The following is an 18,200-nucleotide window of genomic DNA, read 5'->3' on the forward strand; positions in this document are numbered from 1 at the left end:
CATTTCCCGTTTCGTGAAACCCAGTGCAATGCGCGCAAGCATTTAGTGCGCGCAGGCCCCTAATTCAATATAACCACCGCCCCTTCATTTATAACAGACTACTTCACCGAAACTTACGTCCGAAAAACCATAGAGATGAGCGTTACGCAGCATCACCCTCTTTCCAAGATTCGACCCAGTGGGCCATTAATTGCCGAAAATCCGTTGATAACACCATCCAAGACAAAGTCGAGCGCCCGTCCGTATCCTTGATGCATACTCGCAGTATCAAAACCTTGAGCCTGCATTTTATTGAGACTCTCTCCCACCGAATCATGGGCATCCGCAATGCGGAGGTCGTTAGCAACGAAGAGCATAGCAATCCCCGTATTTCTAGCATTCCAGCCTTCTGGATCCTCATCGCACTTGAATGCATCCGATGCCTCTCCCTGCGCGTCCAAGCGCTCTACGATATTCAGCAAGACCTCCAAGAGTTTCAAGCTTGCAAGATTGGCGATCTTTGCTTTGGGAACCCCGGCAACCTGAAGGACTTGCCTAAGAAAACCATTGGGTAGCTTCTGCCAAATCTCATGAATGGATTTACACCTCGCCAAGAAAGCCTGCTGGGTCATGTTTAACGGTGAGACTTGAGCTAGTTTTGCAAGTTGCGGATAGTGCAGCCAGCCATTGTTCTCTACCTCTTCGCGCGAGAAGCCGACTAACTCGACAGGCGACTTCTGAATGCCCAGGATAGCCCCCAACCGGGATAGGCTTTCCCCCAGAGACAGCAACTGGACTAGGAGTCGGTCCGTCTTGGAAACGATGTGTTCTTCGGTGTGGTCGAACTGAGCCACCCTGACAGGATCTAGCGAATAGGTGTGTGCGTGCAATATTTCACGATCTGGCTTGCCTTTATACAACTCCCTCACTGACACCCTGATCATGTTCCGGCCGACTCTACGGCAGTCCGTGAAATGCCATTGGCCTAAATATGACGGACTGCAATACCAGTGACCATATAGATTGACCGGAGTGCTGTCATAAAAGCTGCTCTGCTCATAGCGCTCGAGAAAACAGTCGTCGAGATAAACGCTTGTACCATCTACCATCCCATTGGCGATTTGACGCGTGACAGCTACGGGTACGCCCGGCCAATTTAGCCCTTCTGCAGTCTGCCCTGGGCAGAGCACGCATGAAACCGATTCGACCGTTGCCCAAACTTGCAACAGCAAATCGCCACCGTCTTCCCGAAGATCAACATCGAACCAATCCTCTGGCTCGCCAAAGGTAATAGACTTTTCCCCATGCATCATGGCGCGTAATTGTGGAGAGTCTTGTAGCAGAGACTGATAATAGAACTGTCGAACACCACGTGCTCCTCGTAGCCACAGGTACTTTCGCAGGTATTCGTTAGACATGAACCAACGGATATTTCGGGATGCCTTGTAATGATACTGACCCGAGACCTCGCCCTCAGCAACGGCAAACTCCGGCAGCCCCAAATCGTCGTAAATCATTTTCTGCTGTTCATTACCAATGCAACGCGGGGTGAGACCCAGCGCCATCCAAACCTTCTCAGCGAGGCTGTATGTGTAGAAGGAACTATTACTCCAGGAGGCGACAATGTAGTCATATCCACACACATCAGGATTGAAATCCCGCTGGCTGCCTTTTTCACGCACGTCTGGAACACCGTAAGCTACAACCCCTTGGTCGCTATGGAGAAGAGGTTGCGCTCCCTCTCCAGTGTCAGGAACGACCGCCATCAACATGTGTACCGTCTCGCTGTTCGGCCCGTAATCGGTTTCCGTGAAACTGCTCACTTCTACCTTCAGCATCGGATCCGTGCCAACAGGCTCTAGAAGATCGCGCAACCGCTGCGGCAGTAATTCGGCTGGAATTGGAAACGTTCCTACGTAATCAAACATCATCCCTTCTCCTTGATTATCGCAAACAGCCTATCAGCCCACTCCATGAAAAAGCGACTGATCACGCCTCAGGTTTCTTACGGAACAATTCGATCTTTGATTTGATTCTGCTACCAGCTCCATATGGGACAGCATCATGCCGACTACCGTCTTTCGCTCCTTACTACTCTCGCTGGCTATCGTTCACGGCACCAGCGATGCCACCTCGGCTCATGAGCAGGATCAACTTAGCCTTTTCCAGCGGCAACTCGATACCATCGAACGCCTTGCAACGCAAGCTGAGGCAGCCAGCAGACCTGAGCCCAACGAGCGTTATCGCTTCGACTATCCCCGTCTGATTCAGGACCTCCAACGCATTCGTCAAGGCGTTCAGGGCTATCTATCCCCCTCTCGCGCTCAGCCCCGAGATCCCAGTGAATTAGTCGGCGATTACCGCCTCGACGCGCCGCCCACGGAGCCGTCGCCATGAGCATGACGGACGCGCAGACCGCTGCCTTCCAAAACGCCTCCGGCTTTTCGGCACAGAGCAGTTCGACGTTGTGGCTTTCCCTTGTTCTCGTTCTCGCTTTGCTTTGGTGCACCTGGGTGATGTGGACAGCTTACCGGGGATGGGCCACCGGCAGTGTGCGCTTCGGCGCGTTTGGCGGCAGCACCGCGCGCGTGCTGCTCGCCTTGCTAGTTCTGATGTTCTTCACCCTGTCCTAACACCGGAGATCACCATCATGCTCAAGTGCCTTGCCCCCCTGAAAAACAACCTGCGTGATCGTGCCAGCCAGCGCTTGATCGGCCCTGCTGTTGGTACTTGGTCCAAGCCTGGCTTTTGCCGAACTCCCGACCATGGAAGCCCCTTCGCGCGGTGAAGGATCTGGATTGATCGAGACGATCAAAAACTACGCCTACGACGGCGGCATCCTGCTCGGTCTGCTGATCGCCCTGCTCGCTTTTCTCGGTGTGGCTTGGCATTCCCTGACCGTCTATGCCGACGTGCAAAACCAGCGTAAGACCTGGAAGGATCTCGGCGCGGTGGTCGGTATCGGTGCCCTGTTGGTGGTGATCATCATCTGGTTCCTGACCAAGGCCGCCGCGATTTTGTGAGGTTGGCATGAACGATACTATCGAACGTCTTGCCGACGGCACCTTGGTCTTTCTGCCGGAGCGACTCAATCGCGATCCTGCCGTATTACGCGGTTTGACCAATGATGAGATGTGGGTGGCGCTCGGTGCCGGCGCACTCGTCGGCCTGGTGCTGGGTGTTCCTCTGGCGATCGCCACCGCCTCCATTGCCGTGGCGCCAACCAGCATGATCGCTGGCATGGCACTGGTGTTATTGGCCGGCGGCACGCTACTGCGTCGGGCCAAACGGGCCCGGCCCGAAACCTGGTTGTACCGCAAACTCGAATGGGTACTCGCCAGCCGTTGGCGCCTAGGTCGCGGCAGTTTGATCCTGCACTCCGGCGCCTGGACGGTTCGCCGTTCGCGTCGACTGCGCCCTGCTCTGTCCCGGTGGCAGCCATGAGCCGATTTCGGAACAAGGTGGATGCCCAACAGGCCCATATCTTCAGCCTGCGTCTGGCGGTAATGATCCTGGCCCTGGTTTGTGCCGGACTCTGGTATGGCTGGCGCTCAGCACCGACCGATCTGACCGTGCATGTCCCCCCGGATCTGCGCTCGGGCAGCACGCGCAAGTGGTGGGATATACCCTCAGAGAATGTCTATGCCTTTGCCCTGTACATCTTCGGTCAGCTCAACCGCTGGCCCTCGGATGGCGAGCAGGATTATCGCCGCGCCATCTATGGTTTGCAGTCCTACCTGACACCCTCCTGCAAGGCGTTCCTTGATGGCGACTACGAGTACCGTAAGGCCGCCGGCGAACTGCGCCAGCGGGTGCGTGGCGTCTACGAAATTCTGGGTCGAGGCTACAGCGAAGATCCGGAACTCCGGGTCAAGCAACTCGACCGCGACAGCTGGCTGGTCAAGCTCGACCTCAACGCCGATGAGTATTACGCCGCCGAACCGGTGAAACGGGTGGTGGTGCGTTATCCATTGCGCGTGGTGCGTTTTGATCTGGACCCCGAACGCAATAAGTGGGGGCTGGCACTCGATTGTTATCAGGGCACGCCGCAAAAAATCTCCCTGCCTGGAGGTGCGCCATGAAGCGGATGTCTACCCTGGGACTCACCGTTGCACTGATGTTATGGGGAGCTGTAGCGCAGGCCATCGAGCTGATGCACTGGGAACGCCTCCCCCTCGCGGTCCCGCTGGTGATCAATCAGGAACGAGTGGTCTTTATCGATGAGGCTGTTCGCGTCGGTGTGCCCTCAACCCTGACCGGCAAGCTGCGTGTGCAATCAACCGGCGGCACGCTGTACCTGCGCGCGTCGGAAGCCATTGCACCGACCCGACTGCAGCTGCAATCAGTCACGACGGGCGAGATCATCCTGCTGGATATCGCGGCCACGCCCGGCGATCAACCGCTGGAGCCCGTGCGTATTCTCAAGAATGCTCAGGTGCAAGCTACCGAGGCTGAATCCAACACCGTCCCGGTTCCAGAACGTACACCGATCCCGGTCGCGTTGACGCGCTACGCCGCGCAAAGCCTGTACGCGCCGCTGCGCACCATGGAGTCCCTGCCCGGTGTACGCCGCGTCCCGCTCAAGGTGCGCACCGAACTGCCGACCCTGCTGCCCACCGAAAACGTGTCCAGCACGCCCATCGCCGCCTGGCGACTCGGTGATTACTGGGTGACGGCGGTGAAGTTGCGCAATCGTGGTCCAGAGACTCTGCAACTCGATCCACGTCGGCTTCAGGCTAAGCTGTTCGCCGCGGCCTTCCAGCATGCTTTCCTCGGGCCTGTCGGCGGCGCTGAAGACACCACGATTGCCTACCTCGTCACCCGCGGTGCCGGCCTCGAACACGCCGTGCTGCTTCCGCCCGTAGCGCGAGGTGCTGGCGATGAAGGCTAACGCATTGCTCAAATGGCTGGTACCGGCTGCGCTGCTGGCCGTTGTGTTGATCATCCTAAAAAGCTGGGTCGCGGGTGGCAGCACGCCCTCTCCAGAGAACCCAGTTGATCAGGGCAATATTCAGTTATCCGCCGAGCAAGCTAAGTCGCTCGGCATTGCTGGCGATACGCCTCGCGACACGGTCGCCACCCTGGTCGGCCAGGTGAAGGCCATGCGCAGTGACATGCTCGGTTTGAAGAAACACAATGACTCATTACAGACGGAAAACAACCGCCTTCGCGAGCGGGAAAACAGTGTCGATTCGCGTATCCAGACGGCGCTTGGCAGCGTAACCCAGCAGGTCGACGAAGGCCGCCGCCAAGCCAACGAGGCCCGGTTCAAAGCTGAACAAGACAGTCGTCAGGCTCGCGGTCTGCTGACGCAATTGCAGGACCAGTTGTCGGGGCTGACCGGCAAAGGCAAGGATATGCCAATCGGATTGGGGCTTGAACCAAGCGACAGTGCCCAGTTCGAAGGGCGGCACTCTGCCAATGATGCGCTGCAGTGGATTGAGCCCTCGGATGCTCCGCCCACCGACGCCCGAGGCAAAACCAAGACCTCCTCCGCACTGAATCTGCCTACCGCTTTCAACTCACTGGAAGGCTTGAAAGATAACGCGATTGATCGCAGCCAGAAACAGCTACGTGCAGTCACCAAGGGTGAGCGTGACCTGACGCGATCCGTTGATCGTACCGAAGGCGTGAAGCCGGTCTACACGATCCCCGAAAACGCCACGCTGATGGGCTCGGTCGCCATGACCGCGCTGATCGGCCGAGTCCCGGTGGACGGCACCGTGAATGATCCCTATCCCTTCAAGGTGCTGATCGGCCCCGAGAACCTGACTGCCAACGGCATCGACCTGCCAGACGTCGCGGGTGCCGTGATGAGCGGCACGGCGTCCGGTGACTGGACCCTGTCTTGCGTACGCGGACAGGTCGAGTCAATCACCTTTGTGTTTACCGATGGCACCATCCGCACGGTGCCTCAGCCGAAGGCGGTCGCCAGCCGCACTGCCTCCACCACCCAGAGCTCAAGCAGCGACAAGATCCGTGGTGGACTCGGTTACCTGTCCGATCCGTATGGCATTCCTTGCATTGCCGGCGAGCGCCGCTCGAACGCTCAGCAATACCTCGGCAGCCAGAGCCTGATCACTGCCGCCGGCGCCGGTGTCGCCGCCCTGCTCGGGGATGAGCGGAACAACAGCAGCGTGATCAGTTCAGGCGGCAGTACCCTCGGGGTCACCAGTAGCAGTGGCAACAGCGCGCTGAATTCAATCCTCAGTGGTGGGGTCAGCGACATCCGCGAGTGGGTCAACAAACTCTATGGCGAGGCCTTTGCTGCCGTGTACGTGCCACCGGCCCGCCCAAGTCGCACTACACCTCGACCATGAGATCACCATCGACTACGAGCCCAAGGGCCGGAGTGTTCGCCATGAAAAAGACCATGCTTCTCTGCCTGACCTGGATTAGCTTGCTCTGCTGGGTCCTGACGGGGTGTTCCACCGACAAGGACACGCTTTTGCCCCATGGCGAGCAAACCATGCTGGACATCTGGAACGGTGCCGGTTCGCAAGGCACTCAGCAGCAACTGCTGGATGCTCGGCAGCAGTTACGGCGTCCGCTGGTCCAGGCAGATTTCTCCGCCTCACTCCAAGAACCGTATACGCGCACAGCGACGAACGAGATCCGTAACCTGTTCCCGCGCCTGCCCAATCCCGATCTGGTGCTGTACGTGTATCCGCACCTAAGCGGTACCGAGCAGGCACCGGTCCCGGGCTACTCCACCGTTTTTCCGTTTTACCAACGCGTGCAGTACGCATTGCCGGGTGAACGTCAGGAAGACTTGTAGTGCGTACCGGCGATTCGGGGAACCGAACTCCTGCGTGGAAAGCTTGGCGCAATCCATTGCGCCCTCGCGCGGCCTTGGCTGATGAAGCCGCAATGTACGCGCACAACCCCAGTTTCACCGATCACCTGCCTTGGGTCGAATACCTCGACACCGAACAGTGTTTTCTGCTCGATGACAATCGCTCGGTGGGTGCACTGTTCGAGTTGCTGCCCATCGGCACTGAAGGGCGCGAACCCGATTGGTTGATGGCGGCCCGCGACGCCCTCGAAGATGCCCTGCAGGATAGCTTTGACGAGCTGGATCAAGCGCCTTGGGTAGCGCAGTTTTTCTGCCAGGACGACAACGACTTCACCCCCTACCTGACCCGGTTCACCGACTATATCCAAGATAGGGCACGAGGCACGGTCTTCACCGAGGCATATTTGGAGCTCAGCCGCCATCATCTGAAGGCCATCGCCAAACCCGGTGGCCTGTTCGAAGATAAGGTGGTCACGCGCCTACCCTGGCGTGGCAACAACCGCCGGGTACGCATGGTGGTCTATCGCTGGCTTGAGTCTAACGCTGAGGAGATGGGACTCACCCCGGTGCAATCCCTGCAACAGGCTTGCGAACGTATCCGTGCTTCGTTGCAGGCGTGCGGGGTGCACTCAACGCGAGTCGATGGCCGAGGTCTGTATGCCTGGTTATTGCCCTGGTTCAATCCGGCACCCAGGCTCACTGATGAAGCGCCCGAGGAGTTCTATCGCCGCGTGGCCTATCCGGAGTCGGGCGAAGACGAGTCGCTGGAGCTGCCCTTCGATCATGACTTCGCCGAGCGGCTGTTCTTCAATGAGCCGTGTTCGGATGTCCAACGCGGACTCTGGTACTTCGACGGCCAACCCCATCGCGTCATGGTGGTGGACAAGCTGCGCCGGGCACCGTCGATTGGTCAACTCACCGGAGAAACCCGTAAGGGCGACGCAGTCAATGCCCTGTTCGACCAGTTACCTGAAGGCACGGTGATGAGTCTGACCTTGGTGGTAAAACCGCAGGATGTGCTCGAAGACCAGTTAAACCGATTGGATCGCAAAGCCATCGGTGAAAACCTGGCCTCGACCCAGACCCGTCAGGATGTCGAAGAGGCTCGCGCGATCATCGGCCGCCAGCACAAGCTGTACCGAGGCACACTGGCGTTTTACGTACGCGGTCACGATGAACAGCAATTGCACCAGAGCTCGGTCAGACTTGCCAACGCGCTGTTGGGCGCAGGGCTGCAACCGGTGCGCGAAGGCGATGAAGTCGCCGCCTGCAACAGTTACCTGCGTTGGTTGCCGATGGCTTACAACCCGGCCCGCGACACACGAAACTGGTACACCCGCCTGATGTTTGCCCAGCACCTGGCGAATCTGGTTCCGGTCTGGGGCCGCAGCACCGGCACCGGCCACCCGGGCATCACCCTGTTCAACCGTGGTGGCTCGCTGTTAAGTTTTGATCCTTTGTCCCGTCTAGACCGGGCCATGAACGGCCATCTGCTGTTGTTCGGCCCCACCGGCGCCGGCAAGTCGGCCACCCTGGTCACCCTGCTGATGCAGGTCATGGCCGTGTACCGCCCTCGCTTATTTATCGTCGAAGCCGGCAATTCGTTTGGTTTGCAGGGTGACTACTTCGCGACACAGGGCCTGTCGGTCAACAAGGTCCAATTGAAACCTGGCGCCTCGGTCAGTCTCGCTCCGTTCGCCGAAGCCTGGCGCCTGGTCGAGCAGCCGGATCAGGTGGCGAGTCTGTCGATCGATGAGCTGGACGATGAGTCGGTAGCCAGTCGCGAGGACCAGCGCGATGTTCTCGGCGAACTGGAAATCACTGCCCGTCTGATGATCACCGGCGGCGAGGCCAAAGAAGAAGCGCGCCTGAGTCGAGCCGATCGCAGCTTGATCCGCGAGTGCATTCTCGATGCGGCGCAGACCTGCGTCGCCGCGAGCCGTCAGGTGCTGAGCCGCGACGTGCGCGACGCCTTGCTGCGCGTTGCCTCCGACCCGCACTTGCCGGAGAAACGTCGTGAGCGTGCCCAGGAAATGGGCGAGTCCATCGACCTGTTTTGCCAAGGTTTCGAGGGTGCACTGTTCGATCGCGAGGGTACGCCTTGGCCCGAGAGCGATGTGACCATTGTCGACCTGGCCACTTACGCGCGCGAAGGCTACGAGGCACAGATGTCCATCAGCTACATCAGCTTGATGAACACCGTGAACAACCTCGCCGAGCGCGATCAGTATTTGGGGCGGCCGATCATCATGGTCACCGATGAGGGCCATATCATCACCAAAAACCCGCTGCTGGCGCCCTTTGTGGTCAAGGGCACAAAGATGTGGCGCAAACTTGGCGCCTGGTTCTGGCTCGCCACGCAAAACCTCGCCGACTTTCCCACTGCCGCGCAGACCATGCTCAACATGATCGAATGGTGGATTTGTTTGAACATGCCGCCGGCGGAAATCGAAGAAATTGCTCGCTTCAAGAAGCTTTCGCCGGCACAGAAAGACCTGTTGCTCTCCGCCAGCAAGGAACCGGGTAAATACACCGAAGGAGTCGTGCTGTCGAAGAAGCTCGAAACGCTGTTTCGGGCCGTACCGCCTAGTCTTTATCTCGCCTTGGCCATGACGGAGCCCGAGGAAAAAGCCGAGCGCTGGATCTTAATGCAGAAATACAAATGCTCAGAACTGGAAGCAGTTTATCGCGTTGCCAAAAACATGGACACGAAGCGAGAGCTCAATATGTAACTTTCACCCTATACAGTTTTAACGCCCAGCTATTATAACAACAGAGAACCAGAGCCACCTTATAAATAAATTCCATCTACCAATCATCTAGCTAATCACACTTAAAAACTGAAACCACCTAATAATCAAGCGAAACAAAAAATCAACTTAGATAAGAAATACGCATCATCCTGCCTTATATTCCCACACCAGCAACACAACCGACAAAATTGACACAAGCAAAACAACAAGCAAAAGAAAAACTTTAAGCCACATACATTAAGCCAATACTTTCAAATAAATTATATACCAACACAAACTAGCACCCAACTACCACTTCTGGCTTCGAACTCTCGATTAATTCAAGGCAATTCAGAGATCATTCTGACGATGTTATGGTCTGGATCTACGTTCCCACATGAAGGTTGTTGGACTTGCGCTCTGGAGGCTTTTGACATTAACTCAGTAGAGATACAGAGAAAAGGAAAAATTGCTCACCATGGGCCATCATACTTGCATAAGCCTCAGTCAAATTGTGACCGCGATCAAAGGCCGCGACGATTGGCTGCAGATCCTCCAAGGCTATCGCAATACAGACCGCATGCCTAAGGCTAATGGGAAAGCGCATCAAGAGCTAGCCAAGACAATCCAGACTGAGTCCGCTCGCGGTCGTTCTGGAGCAGCCATTGCTGCGGCACGAGTCGGCACCTTCCTCGATTCTAAAGCATTTCTACGCAATGCCAGACATATTGGTAGTTTCCGTGCTTCAAGGCTCTACTTCCAATCAAATCCACTATCTAAAGTTGTACATTCGCTTTTAACAGACGCCGAAGCCTTAAAAATATCAATATCTGATCGCGAATACTTACAGTCGGTGAAAAACCTTCTAACATTAAGTATTGAAGCCAGCAACCTTCGAACCTCTCTTCTTAGCAAGCTCCGACTTCATCGAAACACCATCCTAAAATCTTGTTTAGTTTACGTTGATCGAAAATTTAGACCTTCAGTCTACGACCAGCAAACGGAAGAAGAAGCTCTGACCGAACACTTTAGCCATCCAAAGCAAATTTCCAGGGAAGAATATGCTGAAGCACTTTCTTTAGTAACAGCCATGCTTCATGCGGTTGTAGGCCTAAGCCAAAGCATGACAATTTCTATAGACGAGACACTGATCCGAAACGGATACTGCGAACACGTGTTACGTAACGCAAACAAACTCATAAAACTTCGCGAGGCGGAGCTACTTCTAGACTGCTTTCCCTATCGCGCAATCACTACTACAGACGGGGTACTTGTTGAAGCATTTGAGGACACGTTCGAACCTTCGGTCAGTCTCGGCTACATACAAATGGAGCAGCAGTTACGCATACGGCACCAAGATGCAGAAGAGGCAACTGAAAAAGTCTTTGGTCTAAGTGATCTCGCGAGAGACTTTTACCGCAAAGTAGGCTCACAGTTCATTTCACGCAAACGAAAACCGATCGACCGATATGTACTGGAAGTTCCATTGGCCCCGCCTTTTCTAAACCTGATCAAAAATCCCAACTGGTACCGAGAGGAGTACATGTATTTGCTCGGAATGGCCAATGACGCTTTTAATACCATCGAATGGGTTGAAAATGCGACGGTAGTCGAGGACATCACCGTCCGCGACCTTATGGTGGTCCAACGACTGTTCTCCCTCTTGGCAAAAGTTTTTTTCCACGCACTCGATCGCTTAGACGACAATGGAAATGCATTAGATATGCGGTCTCGAATACCTGTATACAAAGAGTTAAAACTCCTTGAGACTTTAGCAATCATCTTCAATGATAAAACGAAGGCGAAGCGAGTTCTAAAGCTTTTGAGCTATGACCCTAATCAAAATAAATATTTCGACTTACAATATACACCCCTGCTCAAACTTGGTTCTTATTACTTGTTTCCTATGGGTGTATTTTCTTCGTCAGACTTGGTACGTGGAGTCATGTACAATGCAAACACCAGACTTCTTCCCGTAGATGGTTCCGATCCGATGCAAGATGCTTTGGAGACAGCACTACGGCGGCGGGGCTTTCTAGTTGCCACAAACATCAAACGAAAATCGAACGGGACAGAACTTGAGATAGACATTCTTGCCATGGCTAATGGGCACCTCTTCGTCTTCGAATGCAAGAATGCATTTCACCCCTGCAACATGCACGAACTAAGGGGAAGTTACGACCATATCGTTAAGGCAGGGAAGCAGCTTTCTCGATCAGCTAGTTGGTTTTCCGACCCAATCGAACAGAGACAAATTTTTAGACAACTAGGTTGGCCAACCCACACAACTGACTCAATAGGCACCTGCATTGCAACCGCCAACCGCCTCTTCAACGGTCACCTTGTTGATGGCCATCCGGTTCGACAAGCACACGAAATCCTCAACTTTCTGAATGAAGGTAAACTCCGTACGACAGAGAGAGATTACCGTCTCTGGCTTTCGTCCACTTTCTGCCCCACTGATTTACACGATTATTTGGGTAATGCTGGCTACGTGGCTGACATTTTCGCTTGCATGGAACCAACCATTTATAGCCATAACTTTGGTGAAAAAATTAACCTGCAGCTTCGTTTGTTTGGACTCAATCAGCTCAAGCTACAAACGCTGCTACAAAATCAATACTCTCCCTTTGAATCCATTGAAGAAACAACACCTATGGAAAATGATTAAAGAGGGCTTTTCGCAAGAAATATTAGACCCATACTCTCTTACGCGTCATTGGGCGGCCAACTTCACCTGATCATCCGATTGCAACCTAGAGATTGCATCTCAAGGGGTATCATCACTTGACGTGCGGACGTACAGCAATGCTGTAGCCTCGTCGTCCGATGTTGCGTCAATCTGAATACGCAGAACCTGGTCACACTAAATAGTCGTAATTCAGCACCATTCTCATGGATGCTGCGAGGCACGAAATGGTGACTTAAGGCCTACAGAGCCGCTGCTGAATTCTCAACAAGAATCCGGCCTCAAACGCATCTTGGCAGTCACCGGCAGGGAAGGTTTTGCGGGTTTGCGCCAGTTCCCACCACAGTGGAATCTCACCGGGCGTATCAAGCCAAGCCTGAGCGCATTGCACGCCACGTTCGATCATCGGGGCAAATTCGCTGCCCCAAGGCGTCAGAAGACTTGGGCAACCATCCGCCGCCGGAATTGAAATGTAGTTTTCGTCCATACACACCCTAAATGTCTGATTGATTGTTAGGCGTGGAATCCAGCCATGAAAAGCTTAACGACACCAAATGAACGCTCGATAACAGGCCTGAACACAAAATGGCCTAGATCAATGCCAATGTAGACTATATCCCGTGGATTGAGAGTCCCTCAAGGCGCAATTTGCGCGCATGACTCAAGACTACGAACAGCTTCGTCTGCAGCTGGCGGAAAACATCCGCTTGATGAGACGCGTGAAAAACCTGACCCAAGAGCAACTGGCGCTCATGGCCGAGGTGGATCGCACCTACGTCAGTCAGATCGAACGATGCACGGGCAATCCGTCGCTGTTGGTCCTGTGCAAACTCGCCAATATTCTCGAAATCACCACGGATCAGCTACTTGCAGAACCCGAGACCCTGCGCAGCGCCCTTCACGTCAAATAATAGTCTCACGCCTCACAAAGTCGACACACCCACCTTCATTTTTTCCACTGACAGTCTTTAGTCCGTAACCGAACCTGACCCGGCCTTTTACCTTATTGAGCCTGGATCATGCCTGTTGCCTGCTCGTTAATCACGCCCCCAAAGCTACGGCCCTTGGCGCTGAGCATCCTGCTGGCGTGCGGCCCAAGCATGGCGCTGGATACCGGCAGCATCACCTCCTCCGTGCTTTCGCCAAACTGTCTCGACTACAGGGTCGTCGGCATTTGTTTCTGGCTCCTCTGCACGCCCTTCGGCTGCACAGTCAAAACCTCGACCAAGGTTCGTCATTTCATTCCTGAGCTGGTGGTCTCGAGCTACGCCACCACCGGCAATAACCCCTGGACCGAGATGGCTGCCCTCTCCGCTCCCATCAGCGGTGCGGAAGGTGGCGGCAACCTGATCACCCCGAACACCCACCGCGACAACCTGCCCCGCTTCAAGAACGTCGACGGTATCGGCCACCCCGGTGGCTGGGCCGCCACGCAACTGGCTTCGCATTCCGGCTACGCCTGCACCAGTGCCGCTACCGCACTCATGCCCTACTATCTGAGCATCTTGGACTCGCTGGCCTGGCGCCAGGGCATCCCGGAAAGTGTCTACCCCGAATCGCTCATGCCGGGGATCCGTGAAATTGGTCGTCAGGCCTCAGGAAACATGTGGGGCAGCGTCTATCCCCGGCAGGGCTTTCTGGTCCAGCCCGACGATTTCAAGGCGGCCGCCGTCATGGCGCAACGGGCCGGCGATGTGATGACCCGCAACTGGCAGCCGCATGTGTACTTACCCCTCACGCCCGCCAAACGCGACGGCTACTGGCCGCCTGGCCCGATCATTGAGAACGACGCTTCGACTCACAAATGGCAATTGCTCTCCCCCCAGGTTCAGCCTACGTGCGCCGTCTTCCCCAGCGATCCGGTACAGAGCGCGGATGGAGGATACGCCTGGTCGCTGTGGCGTCCCTATAGCTGCTGCAAGCGTGAGGGACAGACCTTCCTGTTCAGCATCGACTTCGAAGGCGGTGCTTCATGAGCCGGCTTCGCGCGCGACCTTGGTTGGGCACGATGAGTCTGGTGTTCTACGGACTGCTCGCCGTGGCCGCTCATGCCCATGCCGCCGAGGGCGATTACCGCCTGGGCACTCAAGGCGAAGTACTCGACGACCGAGTGATGTACACCATTGGTGGCGGCTCGGCAGTCGGCTCTCCGAGTTCGCTCTACCGACCCAGTGGTCTCGGTGTCGGCGGGTCATGGCGAGCGAACATGATGTGCGGAAACATGAGCCTCACCAACACCCTGCAAAACCAACTGAACGGCGTCACCGAAGGTTTCCAGCAGATCATGGGCAGCATCGTGCAGAACGCGACCCAGGCGGTGATGTCGCTGCCGGCGTTGATCATCCAGCGCGCCAACCCCGGCCTCTATGAATTGTTGAGCAACGGGGTGATGCAGGGGCGTATCGACTTCGATCGTTCCAAACTGACCTGCCAAGCCATGGCCGAGAAGATGGCGGACAAGGTCGGGCAAGCCGGCTGGGGCGCGCTGGCCAAAAATCAGGAGATGCAGGGCAATCTGGCGCAAGCCGGCGGTGATGCGGTGGCTGCGGTGAAAAACACCGAGACCCATAACGGCAACAATGGGGTGTCCTGGGTCGGCGGTTCGAAGGCTGGTGGTGATGGGCAGACGCCCATTCGGGTGACCGCCGACGTAGTGCGCGCGGGCTACAACCTGCTGCATAATCGGTCGGTGGATGACGGTGCGTCGATCAGTAGCAACGACTGCCTGGGTGGGGCTATCTGCCAGACTTGGGCCTCGCCGCAAGAGGAGTCCGAATGGGCCGTTCGCGTGTTGGGCGAGAGCGAAGTCTCGACCTGCGACAGCTGCGAAACCCTGCGTGCAACCGCGGGCAGCGGATTGACGCCGCTGATCCAGGAGGCCTACAGCGAACGTCTCAAGGCCCTGCAAGGGCTGTTGTCCGGTTCACTGTCGCCTACCCCTGACAATCTGGCCAAAGCCTCAAGCCCAATGCTGCCGGTGACCCGTGGCGTGATCGAAGCCCTACGCGACGATCCTGACCAGGATCTGCTCGCGCGACGCCTGGCCAGCGAGACGGCCCTGTCCAGTGTACTCGACAAGGCACTGCTGCTACTGCGCACGCTGCTGGCAGGCAGTCACGAACCGAACATCGCCTCCGCCGAGCCGGCCCAAACCGCCTTGACGAAAAACATCGACGCTCTGGAGCGCGAAATACGCCTGCTGCAGACCGAACTGCAGGTCCGGCAGATGCTGGCCACCAACACCGCCAGCCTGGTGCTCGACCGCCATGCCGGTGGCGCTGATGCTTCGCGGACCGTTGAGCAAGGCGACCCGGAGCCCGGCCGACTCAATGATGCTGACGCCAAACGCAAGTAAGCCATGAAACGCTCACCGCTATTCACTCTGCTTTCAGGTCTGGGGATTGCCGCGGTGATGGTCCTGACCGCCGCACTGGTCGCCTGGATCGGCCGTACTGCGCTGGGTAGTTTCGAGGCATGGCAACAGGCAATCGAATCCGTACGACCTTATCTGCGGTGGTGGCGTGCCCTGCTCTACGGCGCCCTCTTTGCGCTCTGGTGGGATCTGCTTCGGCGCTACCGACATCGACCACAGGATCGGCTGCGCGTGTGGCGCATCGGGGCATTAGGGCTCGTGCTTTTTACCTGCGTCGAACTCACCCGACTGTGAGGTCACCGTCATGCTCATGAGCACCAACAGCTACCTGGAGTTTTACCTCTCCCTGCTGGCCTGGATCATCAACAACGGCCTCTGGAGCGTCCTGTCCGACACTGGATTGTTCGCCGCCCCCTTTGGCGCAATCATTTTGCAAGAATGGTTGTCGGCCCGTCAGCAAGGCGCGGATGAAGGTAACAAGGGACTGCTCTCAGTGCCTCGAATCGAGAACCGGCTCTGGCTGGCCTACATCGTCGTCTTGTTCGGCTGCGCACCGGTCTTTCCGTTGAGCCTCTCATCAATGACGTTCGATGATGTGGCGAGCCAGCGCTGCGGCGTGAGTGTGGCCCAACCGACGGAAACCGCCTGGGGGACGACCTTCAATACTATCGGCGAACGCTCCGCCAACGTGCCGATCTGGTGGTTTCTGGTGCATGCCTTGAGCAAAGGTGTGACCGCGGCGGCCACCGCCTCCATTCCTTGCGCACCGGATATCCGGAAAATGCGCATGGAGATCGACAGTTCGCGCATCGATAGCCAGGTACTGCTGCAGGAAGTCGCCGACTTCACCCGCGACTGCTATGGCTATTCCCGTTCTCGGCTGTTCACCAACCGCCCGCAGTTGGACAAGGCACAAAGTCACGACGCAGCGTGGATTGGTTCAAGCTATTTTCTCGACACGCCCGGCTACTACGACACGGATCGTTCACGCACACCGCGAGTCAGCTGGCCGTATGACGAAAGCCGTGATGTCTCCTTGCCGCAGCTAGAGAACGGCGCGGGCTACCCCACCTGCAAGCAGTGGTGGAGTGATAGCGGTGTTGGGTTGCGCGACCGCTTGATCCAGCAGGTCGATCCCTCGCTGCTGACACAACTGAAAGGTTGGTTGACTAGCCGTTCGAACAACGAGATCGAGGATGCCACCCTGCGTGAGTTGGTCAGCCCGCGCCAGCAATCGATGTCCATGTCGCCCGGACAGGTGTACCAGGACTATGGCTCCAGTGCTCGAGGCGGCTCGATCAATCAGGGGCTCAATAACCTGGCCACCAATACCGGGTTGGCCCTCGGCTCCTTCAGCAACTTCCCGGCGATGAATGCGGTACGCGCTGCCCTGCCCATGGTGCAGGCCTTCCTGATCATGGGCGTCATCGTCAGCCTGCCGCTGATTCTGTTGGTCAGTACCTACCAGTTGAAGACCGTTATGACGGTGACGTTCGCACTGTTCACGTTGCACATGCTGAGTTTCTGGTGGGAGTTAGCCCGCTGGGTCGACTCCAGCATGCTCGACACTTTGTACAACCAAGTTTCGGCTTCCAATCAAGTGCTGTTATCGCTGCCCACATCCGGGTTTATGGATGGGACTGTCACCGCGCAGGTGATCGAGTATGTGATGGGGGCGATGTTCTTGGTGCTGCCTGGACTGTTTTTGGTCGCCATGAGCTGGGCTGGCTACTCAATCGGCAACAGCCTTGAGGGGATGCTAGGTGGTGCAAGCAAAGCCGCGCATGGTGCAGCGGGCAAAGGAACGGATCAGTTGATGGGTGCTACGAAGAAGCTTACCTGACGTTATCAGATGATTTGAAATGACCTATGTAATGGCCATTGTCATCGTAGTTGCCAAGATAGGAGTTAGCCCCAAGGTAGTCAGGACCTGGATTGCCCTCTTCAAAATCCGTGTCGATGACAGCCTTGGACTGCAGAAGGGCAATCACAGCGATCACCACCACAACAGAAGCGACCAGCCAGAAACAGATAAAGAGCAGCCCTCCGATCATTGCCAGTTTGGCAATCAGAAAGCTCCCGCGAACAAGTAATTTACCCGCGGGCAATCCTGCCGTCACCGCACGCTCAGCCACACGGGACTCAAACGCTTTCAAATTGCGATACCCGCGCTTTATCGACATGCCACAGGTATATGCCCAGCGGTGGGCACGTGAATTCTGAACAGGGTTTTGAGTCGGCATGGTCTCGCCCTCTACTGAGCGTTTTCATGGTTGAGACAGGAGTAACAGCCTACTACTGAAAACGGTCCGTGCCTGACCGCTTATCAGTTTGCCCAGCCGAAAAATCTTCACTGGAAGACAGAAGACAAGCCCCGTGAAACAGCGTCTCTACAGTCGTTGACCCATACAAATCGTCCGGCTAAATACAAGGTACGGATCGCTGTTATCGACAGCACCCCGCCCAGGTAGCCAGAACCTTAAAGGCTACGTCACTTCGATGATGGCTCTCCCCAAGTGCGATTAGCGTTCGGTAGCTCGCACGGTGACCGTTTCTACGGTGATGAACGCCTACTGCTCTCTTGAGCGCCTTTCGAGCTCTGCTCGTCAGGAAAATCTTCTTGATTTTCTT

16 protein-coding genes and 2 pseudogenes are annotated in these 18,200 nt (G+C 56.3%); 15 read left to right on the forward strand and 3 right to left on the reverse strand.

Translation table 11 applies throughout. From position 1 onward, the window contains the following. Positions 1 to 152 precede the first annotated feature (152 nt). A complete protein-coding gene (locus tag AYR47_RS02485) occupies positions 153 to 1,907 on the reverse strand; it encodes a hypothetical protein (protein WP_082781562.1) in 1,755 nt (584 codons plus the stop codon). Positions 1,908 to 2,043: 136 nt separating this feature from the next. Here AYR47_RS02485 and AYR47_RS31735 point away from each other — a divergent pair, with 136 nt between their 5' ends. The 10 genes and pseudogenes from AYR47_RS31735 to AYR47_RS02535 all read left to right on the forward strand — a co-directional run bounded on the left by AYR47_RS31735 (position 2,044) and on the right by AYR47_RS02535 (position 12,178). Beyond that, on the forward strand, positions 2,044 to 2,376 hold the full coding sequence (locus AYR47_RS31735) for an integrative conjugative element protein, RAQPRD family (RefSeq protein WP_082781459.1): 333 nt from the start codon (positions 2,044 to 2,046) through the stop codon (positions 2,374 to 2,376). Further along, positions 2,373 to 2,612, forward strand: coding sequence for a TIGR03758 family integrating conjugative element protein (locus tag AYR47_RS02495; RefSeq protein WP_061434166.1), 240 nt, complete (start codon positions 2,373 to 2,375; stop codon positions 2,610 to 2,612). Before AYR47_RS31735 ends, AYR47_RS02495 begins: the two co-directional genes overlap by 4 nt. Positions 2,613 to 2,629: 17 nt before the next feature. Further along, positions 2,630 to 3,002 (forward strand): annotated as a pseudogene (locus AYR47_RS02500) (TIGR03745 family integrating conjugative element membrane protein). A gap of 7 nt (positions 3,003 to 3,009) precedes the next feature. After that, entirely contained in the window at positions 3,010 to 3,423 is a 414-nt protein-coding gene (locus AYR47_RS02505; protein ID WP_061434169.1) for a TIGR03750 family conjugal transfer protein, read from the forward strand. After that, positions 3,420 to 4,061: a PFL_4703 family integrating conjugative element protein gene (locus AYR47_RS02510; protein WP_061434171.1), complete on the forward strand. Its 642-nt coding sequence runs from the start codon at positions 3,420 to 3,422 to the stop codon at positions 4,059 to 4,061. The genes AYR47_RS02505 and AYR47_RS02510 overlap by 4 nt, the downstream gene beginning before the upstream one ends. Continuing rightward, positions 4,058 to 4,870, forward strand: coding sequence for a TIGR03749 family integrating conjugative element protein (locus tag AYR47_RS02515; protein ID WP_061434173.1), 813 nt, complete (start codon positions 4,058 to 4,060; stop codon positions 4,868 to 4,870). Before AYR47_RS02510 ends, AYR47_RS02515 begins: the two co-directional genes overlap by 4 nt. Then, positions 4,860 to 6,378 (forward strand): annotated as a pseudogene (locus AYR47_RS02520) (TIGR03752 family integrating conjugative element protein). The gene AYR47_RS02515 and the pseudogene AYR47_RS02520 overlap by 11 nt, the downstream one beginning before the upstream one ends. Continuing rightward, positions 6,341 to 6,757: a TIGR03751 family conjugal transfer lipoprotein gene (locus tag AYR47_RS02525; RefSeq protein WP_061434175.1), complete on the forward strand. Its 417-nt coding sequence runs from the start codon at positions 6,341 to 6,343 to the stop codon at positions 6,755 to 6,757. Before AYR47_RS02520 ends, AYR47_RS02525 begins: the two are co-directional and overlap by 38 nt. Continuing rightward, positions 6,757 to 9,507, forward strand: a complete 2,751-nt coding sequence (locus AYR47_RS02530; protein WP_061434177.1) for a conjugative transfer ATPase — start codon at positions 6,757 to 6,759, stop codon at positions 9,505 to 9,507. The genes AYR47_RS02525 and AYR47_RS02530 overlap by 1 nt, the downstream gene beginning before the upstream one ends. Positions 9,508 to 9,985: 478 nt before the next feature. Then, positions 9,986 to 12,178 carry a hypothetical protein gene (locus AYR47_RS02535; RefSeq protein ID WP_156487771.1) on the forward strand — a complete coding sequence of 731 codons (2,193 nt, stop codon included), beginning with the start codon at positions 9,986 to 9,988 and terminating at the stop codon, positions 12,176 to 12,178. Between the two features lie 253 nt (positions 12,179 to 12,431). Here the strand turns inward: AYR47_RS02535 and AYR47_RS31740 are convergent, their stop codons facing one another. Next, entirely contained in the window at positions 12,432 to 12,683 is a 252-nt protein-coding gene (locus AYR47_RS31740; RefSeq protein ID WP_082781460.1) for a LasR-specific antiactivator QslA, read from the reverse strand. 169 nt (positions 12,684 to 12,852) lie between these two features. On the opposite strand from AYR47_RS31740, the gene AYR47_RS02540 reads away from it, so the two are divergent. The 5 genes from AYR47_RS02540 (at position 12,853) to AYR47_RS02560 (ending at position 17,412) form a co-directional block, all read left to right on the forward strand. Then, positions 12,853 to 13,107 (forward strand): helix-turn-helix domain-containing protein, encoded by a 255-nt coding sequence (locus AYR47_RS02540; RefSeq protein ID WP_061434181.1) that lies wholly within the window; start codon positions 12,853 to 12,855, stop codon positions 13,105 to 13,107. Between the two features lie 108 nt (positions 13,108 to 13,215). Next, positions 13,216 to 14,172, forward strand: a complete 957-nt coding sequence (locus AYR47_RS02545; protein WP_061434183.1) for a TIGR03756 family integrating conjugative element protein — start codon at positions 13,216 to 13,218, stop codon at positions 14,170 to 14,172. Then, the gene (locus AYR47_RS02550) at positions 14,169 to 15,551 is read left to right on the forward strand and encodes an integrating conjugative element protein (RefSeq protein WP_061434185.1); all 1,383 of its coding nucleotides are present in this window, start codon (positions 14,169 to 14,171) and stop codon (positions 15,549 to 15,551) included. The genes AYR47_RS02545 and AYR47_RS02550 overlap by 4 nt, the downstream gene beginning before the upstream one ends. Positions 15,552 to 15,554: 3 nt before the next feature. Beyond that, complete coding sequence (locus tag AYR47_RS02555; RefSeq protein ID WP_061434187.1) at positions 15,555 to 15,863, forward strand: hypothetical protein; 309 nt, start codon at positions 15,555 to 15,557, stop codon at positions 15,861 to 15,863. Between the two features lie 10 nt (positions 15,864 to 15,873). After that, a complete protein-coding gene (locus AYR47_RS02560; protein WP_061434188.1) occupies positions 15,874 to 17,412 on the forward strand; it encodes a conjugal transfer protein TraG N-terminal domain-containing protein in 1,539 nt (512 codons plus the stop codon). Here the strand turns inward: AYR47_RS02560 and AYR47_RS02565 are convergent. Then, positions 17,405 to 17,812, reverse strand: a complete 408-nt coding sequence (locus AYR47_RS02565) for a DUF3742 family protein (RefSeq protein ID WP_061434190.1) — start codon at positions 17,810 to 17,812, stop codon at positions 17,405 to 17,407. The two genes, AYR47_RS02560 and AYR47_RS02565, sit on opposite strands and share 8 nt — an antisense overlap. Between the last annotated feature and the right edge of the window lie 388 nt (positions 17,813 to 18,200).

Origin of the sequence: Pseudomonas azotoformans (genome assembly GCF_001579805.1) — a bacterium.
GTDB lineage: Bacteria > Pseudomonadota > Gammaproteobacteria > Pseudomonadales > Pseudomonadaceae > Aquipseudomonas > Aquipseudomonas azotoformans_A.

Excerpts from the sequence above, each read along its gene's own strand:
- AYR47_RS02485 (WP_082781562.1), bottom strand. The coding sequence starts at position 1,907 with ATGTTTGATTACGTAGGAACGTTTCCAATTCCAGCCGAATTACTGCCG.
- AYR47_RS31735 (WP_082781459.1), top strand. The coding sequence starts at position 2,044 with ATGCCGACTACCGTCTTTCGCTCCTTACTACTCTCGCTGGCTATCGTT.
- AYR47_RS02495 (WP_061434166.1), top strand. The coding sequence starts at position 2,373 with ATGAGCATGACGGACGCGCAGACCGCTGCCTTCCAAAACGCCTCCGGC.
- AYR47_RS02505 (WP_061434169.1), top strand. The coding sequence starts at position 3,010 with ATGAACGATACTATCGAACGTCTTGCCGACGGCACCTTGGTCTTTCTG.
- AYR47_RS02510 (WP_061434171.1), top strand. The coding sequence starts at position 3,420 with ATGAGCCGATTTCGGAACAAGGTGGATGCCCAACAGGCCCATATCTTC.
- AYR47_RS02515 (WP_061434173.1), top strand. The coding sequence starts at position 4,058 with ATGAAGCGGATGTCTACCCTGGGACTCACCGTTGCACTGATGTTATGG.
- AYR47_RS02525 (WP_061434175.1), top strand. The coding sequence starts at position 6,341 with ATGAAAAAGACCATGCTTCTCTGCCTGACCTGGATTAGCTTGCTCTGC.
- AYR47_RS02535 (WP_156487771.1), top strand. The coding sequence starts at position 9,986 with ATGGGCCATCATACTTGCATAAGCCTCAGTCAAATTGTGACCGCGATC.
- AYR47_RS31740 (WP_082781460.1), bottom strand. The coding sequence starts at position 12,683 with ATGGACGAAAACTACATTTCAATTCCGGCGGCGGATGGTTGCCCAAGT.
- AYR47_RS02540 (WP_061434181.1), top strand. The coding sequence starts at position 12,853 with ATGACTCAAGACTACGAACAGCTTCGTCTGCAGCTGGCGGAAAACATC.
- AYR47_RS02545 (WP_061434183.1), top strand. The coding sequence starts at position 13,216 with ATGCCTGTTGCCTGCTCGTTAATCACGCCCCCAAAGCTACGGCCCTTG.
- AYR47_RS02550 (WP_061434185.1), top strand. The coding sequence starts at position 14,169 with ATGAGCCGGCTTCGCGCGCGACCTTGGTTGGGCACGATGAGTCTGGTG.
- AYR47_RS02555 (WP_061434187.1), top strand. The coding sequence starts at position 15,555 with ATGAAACGCTCACCGCTATTCACTCTGCTTTCAGGTCTGGGGATTGCC.
- AYR47_RS02560 (WP_061434188.1), top strand. The coding sequence starts at position 15,874 with ATGCTCATGAGCACCAACAGCTACCTGGAGTTTTACCTCTCCCTGCTG.
- AYR47_RS02565 (WP_061434190.1), bottom strand. The coding sequence starts at position 17,812 with ATGCCGACTCAAAACCCTGTTCAGAATTCACGTGCCCACCGCTGGGCA.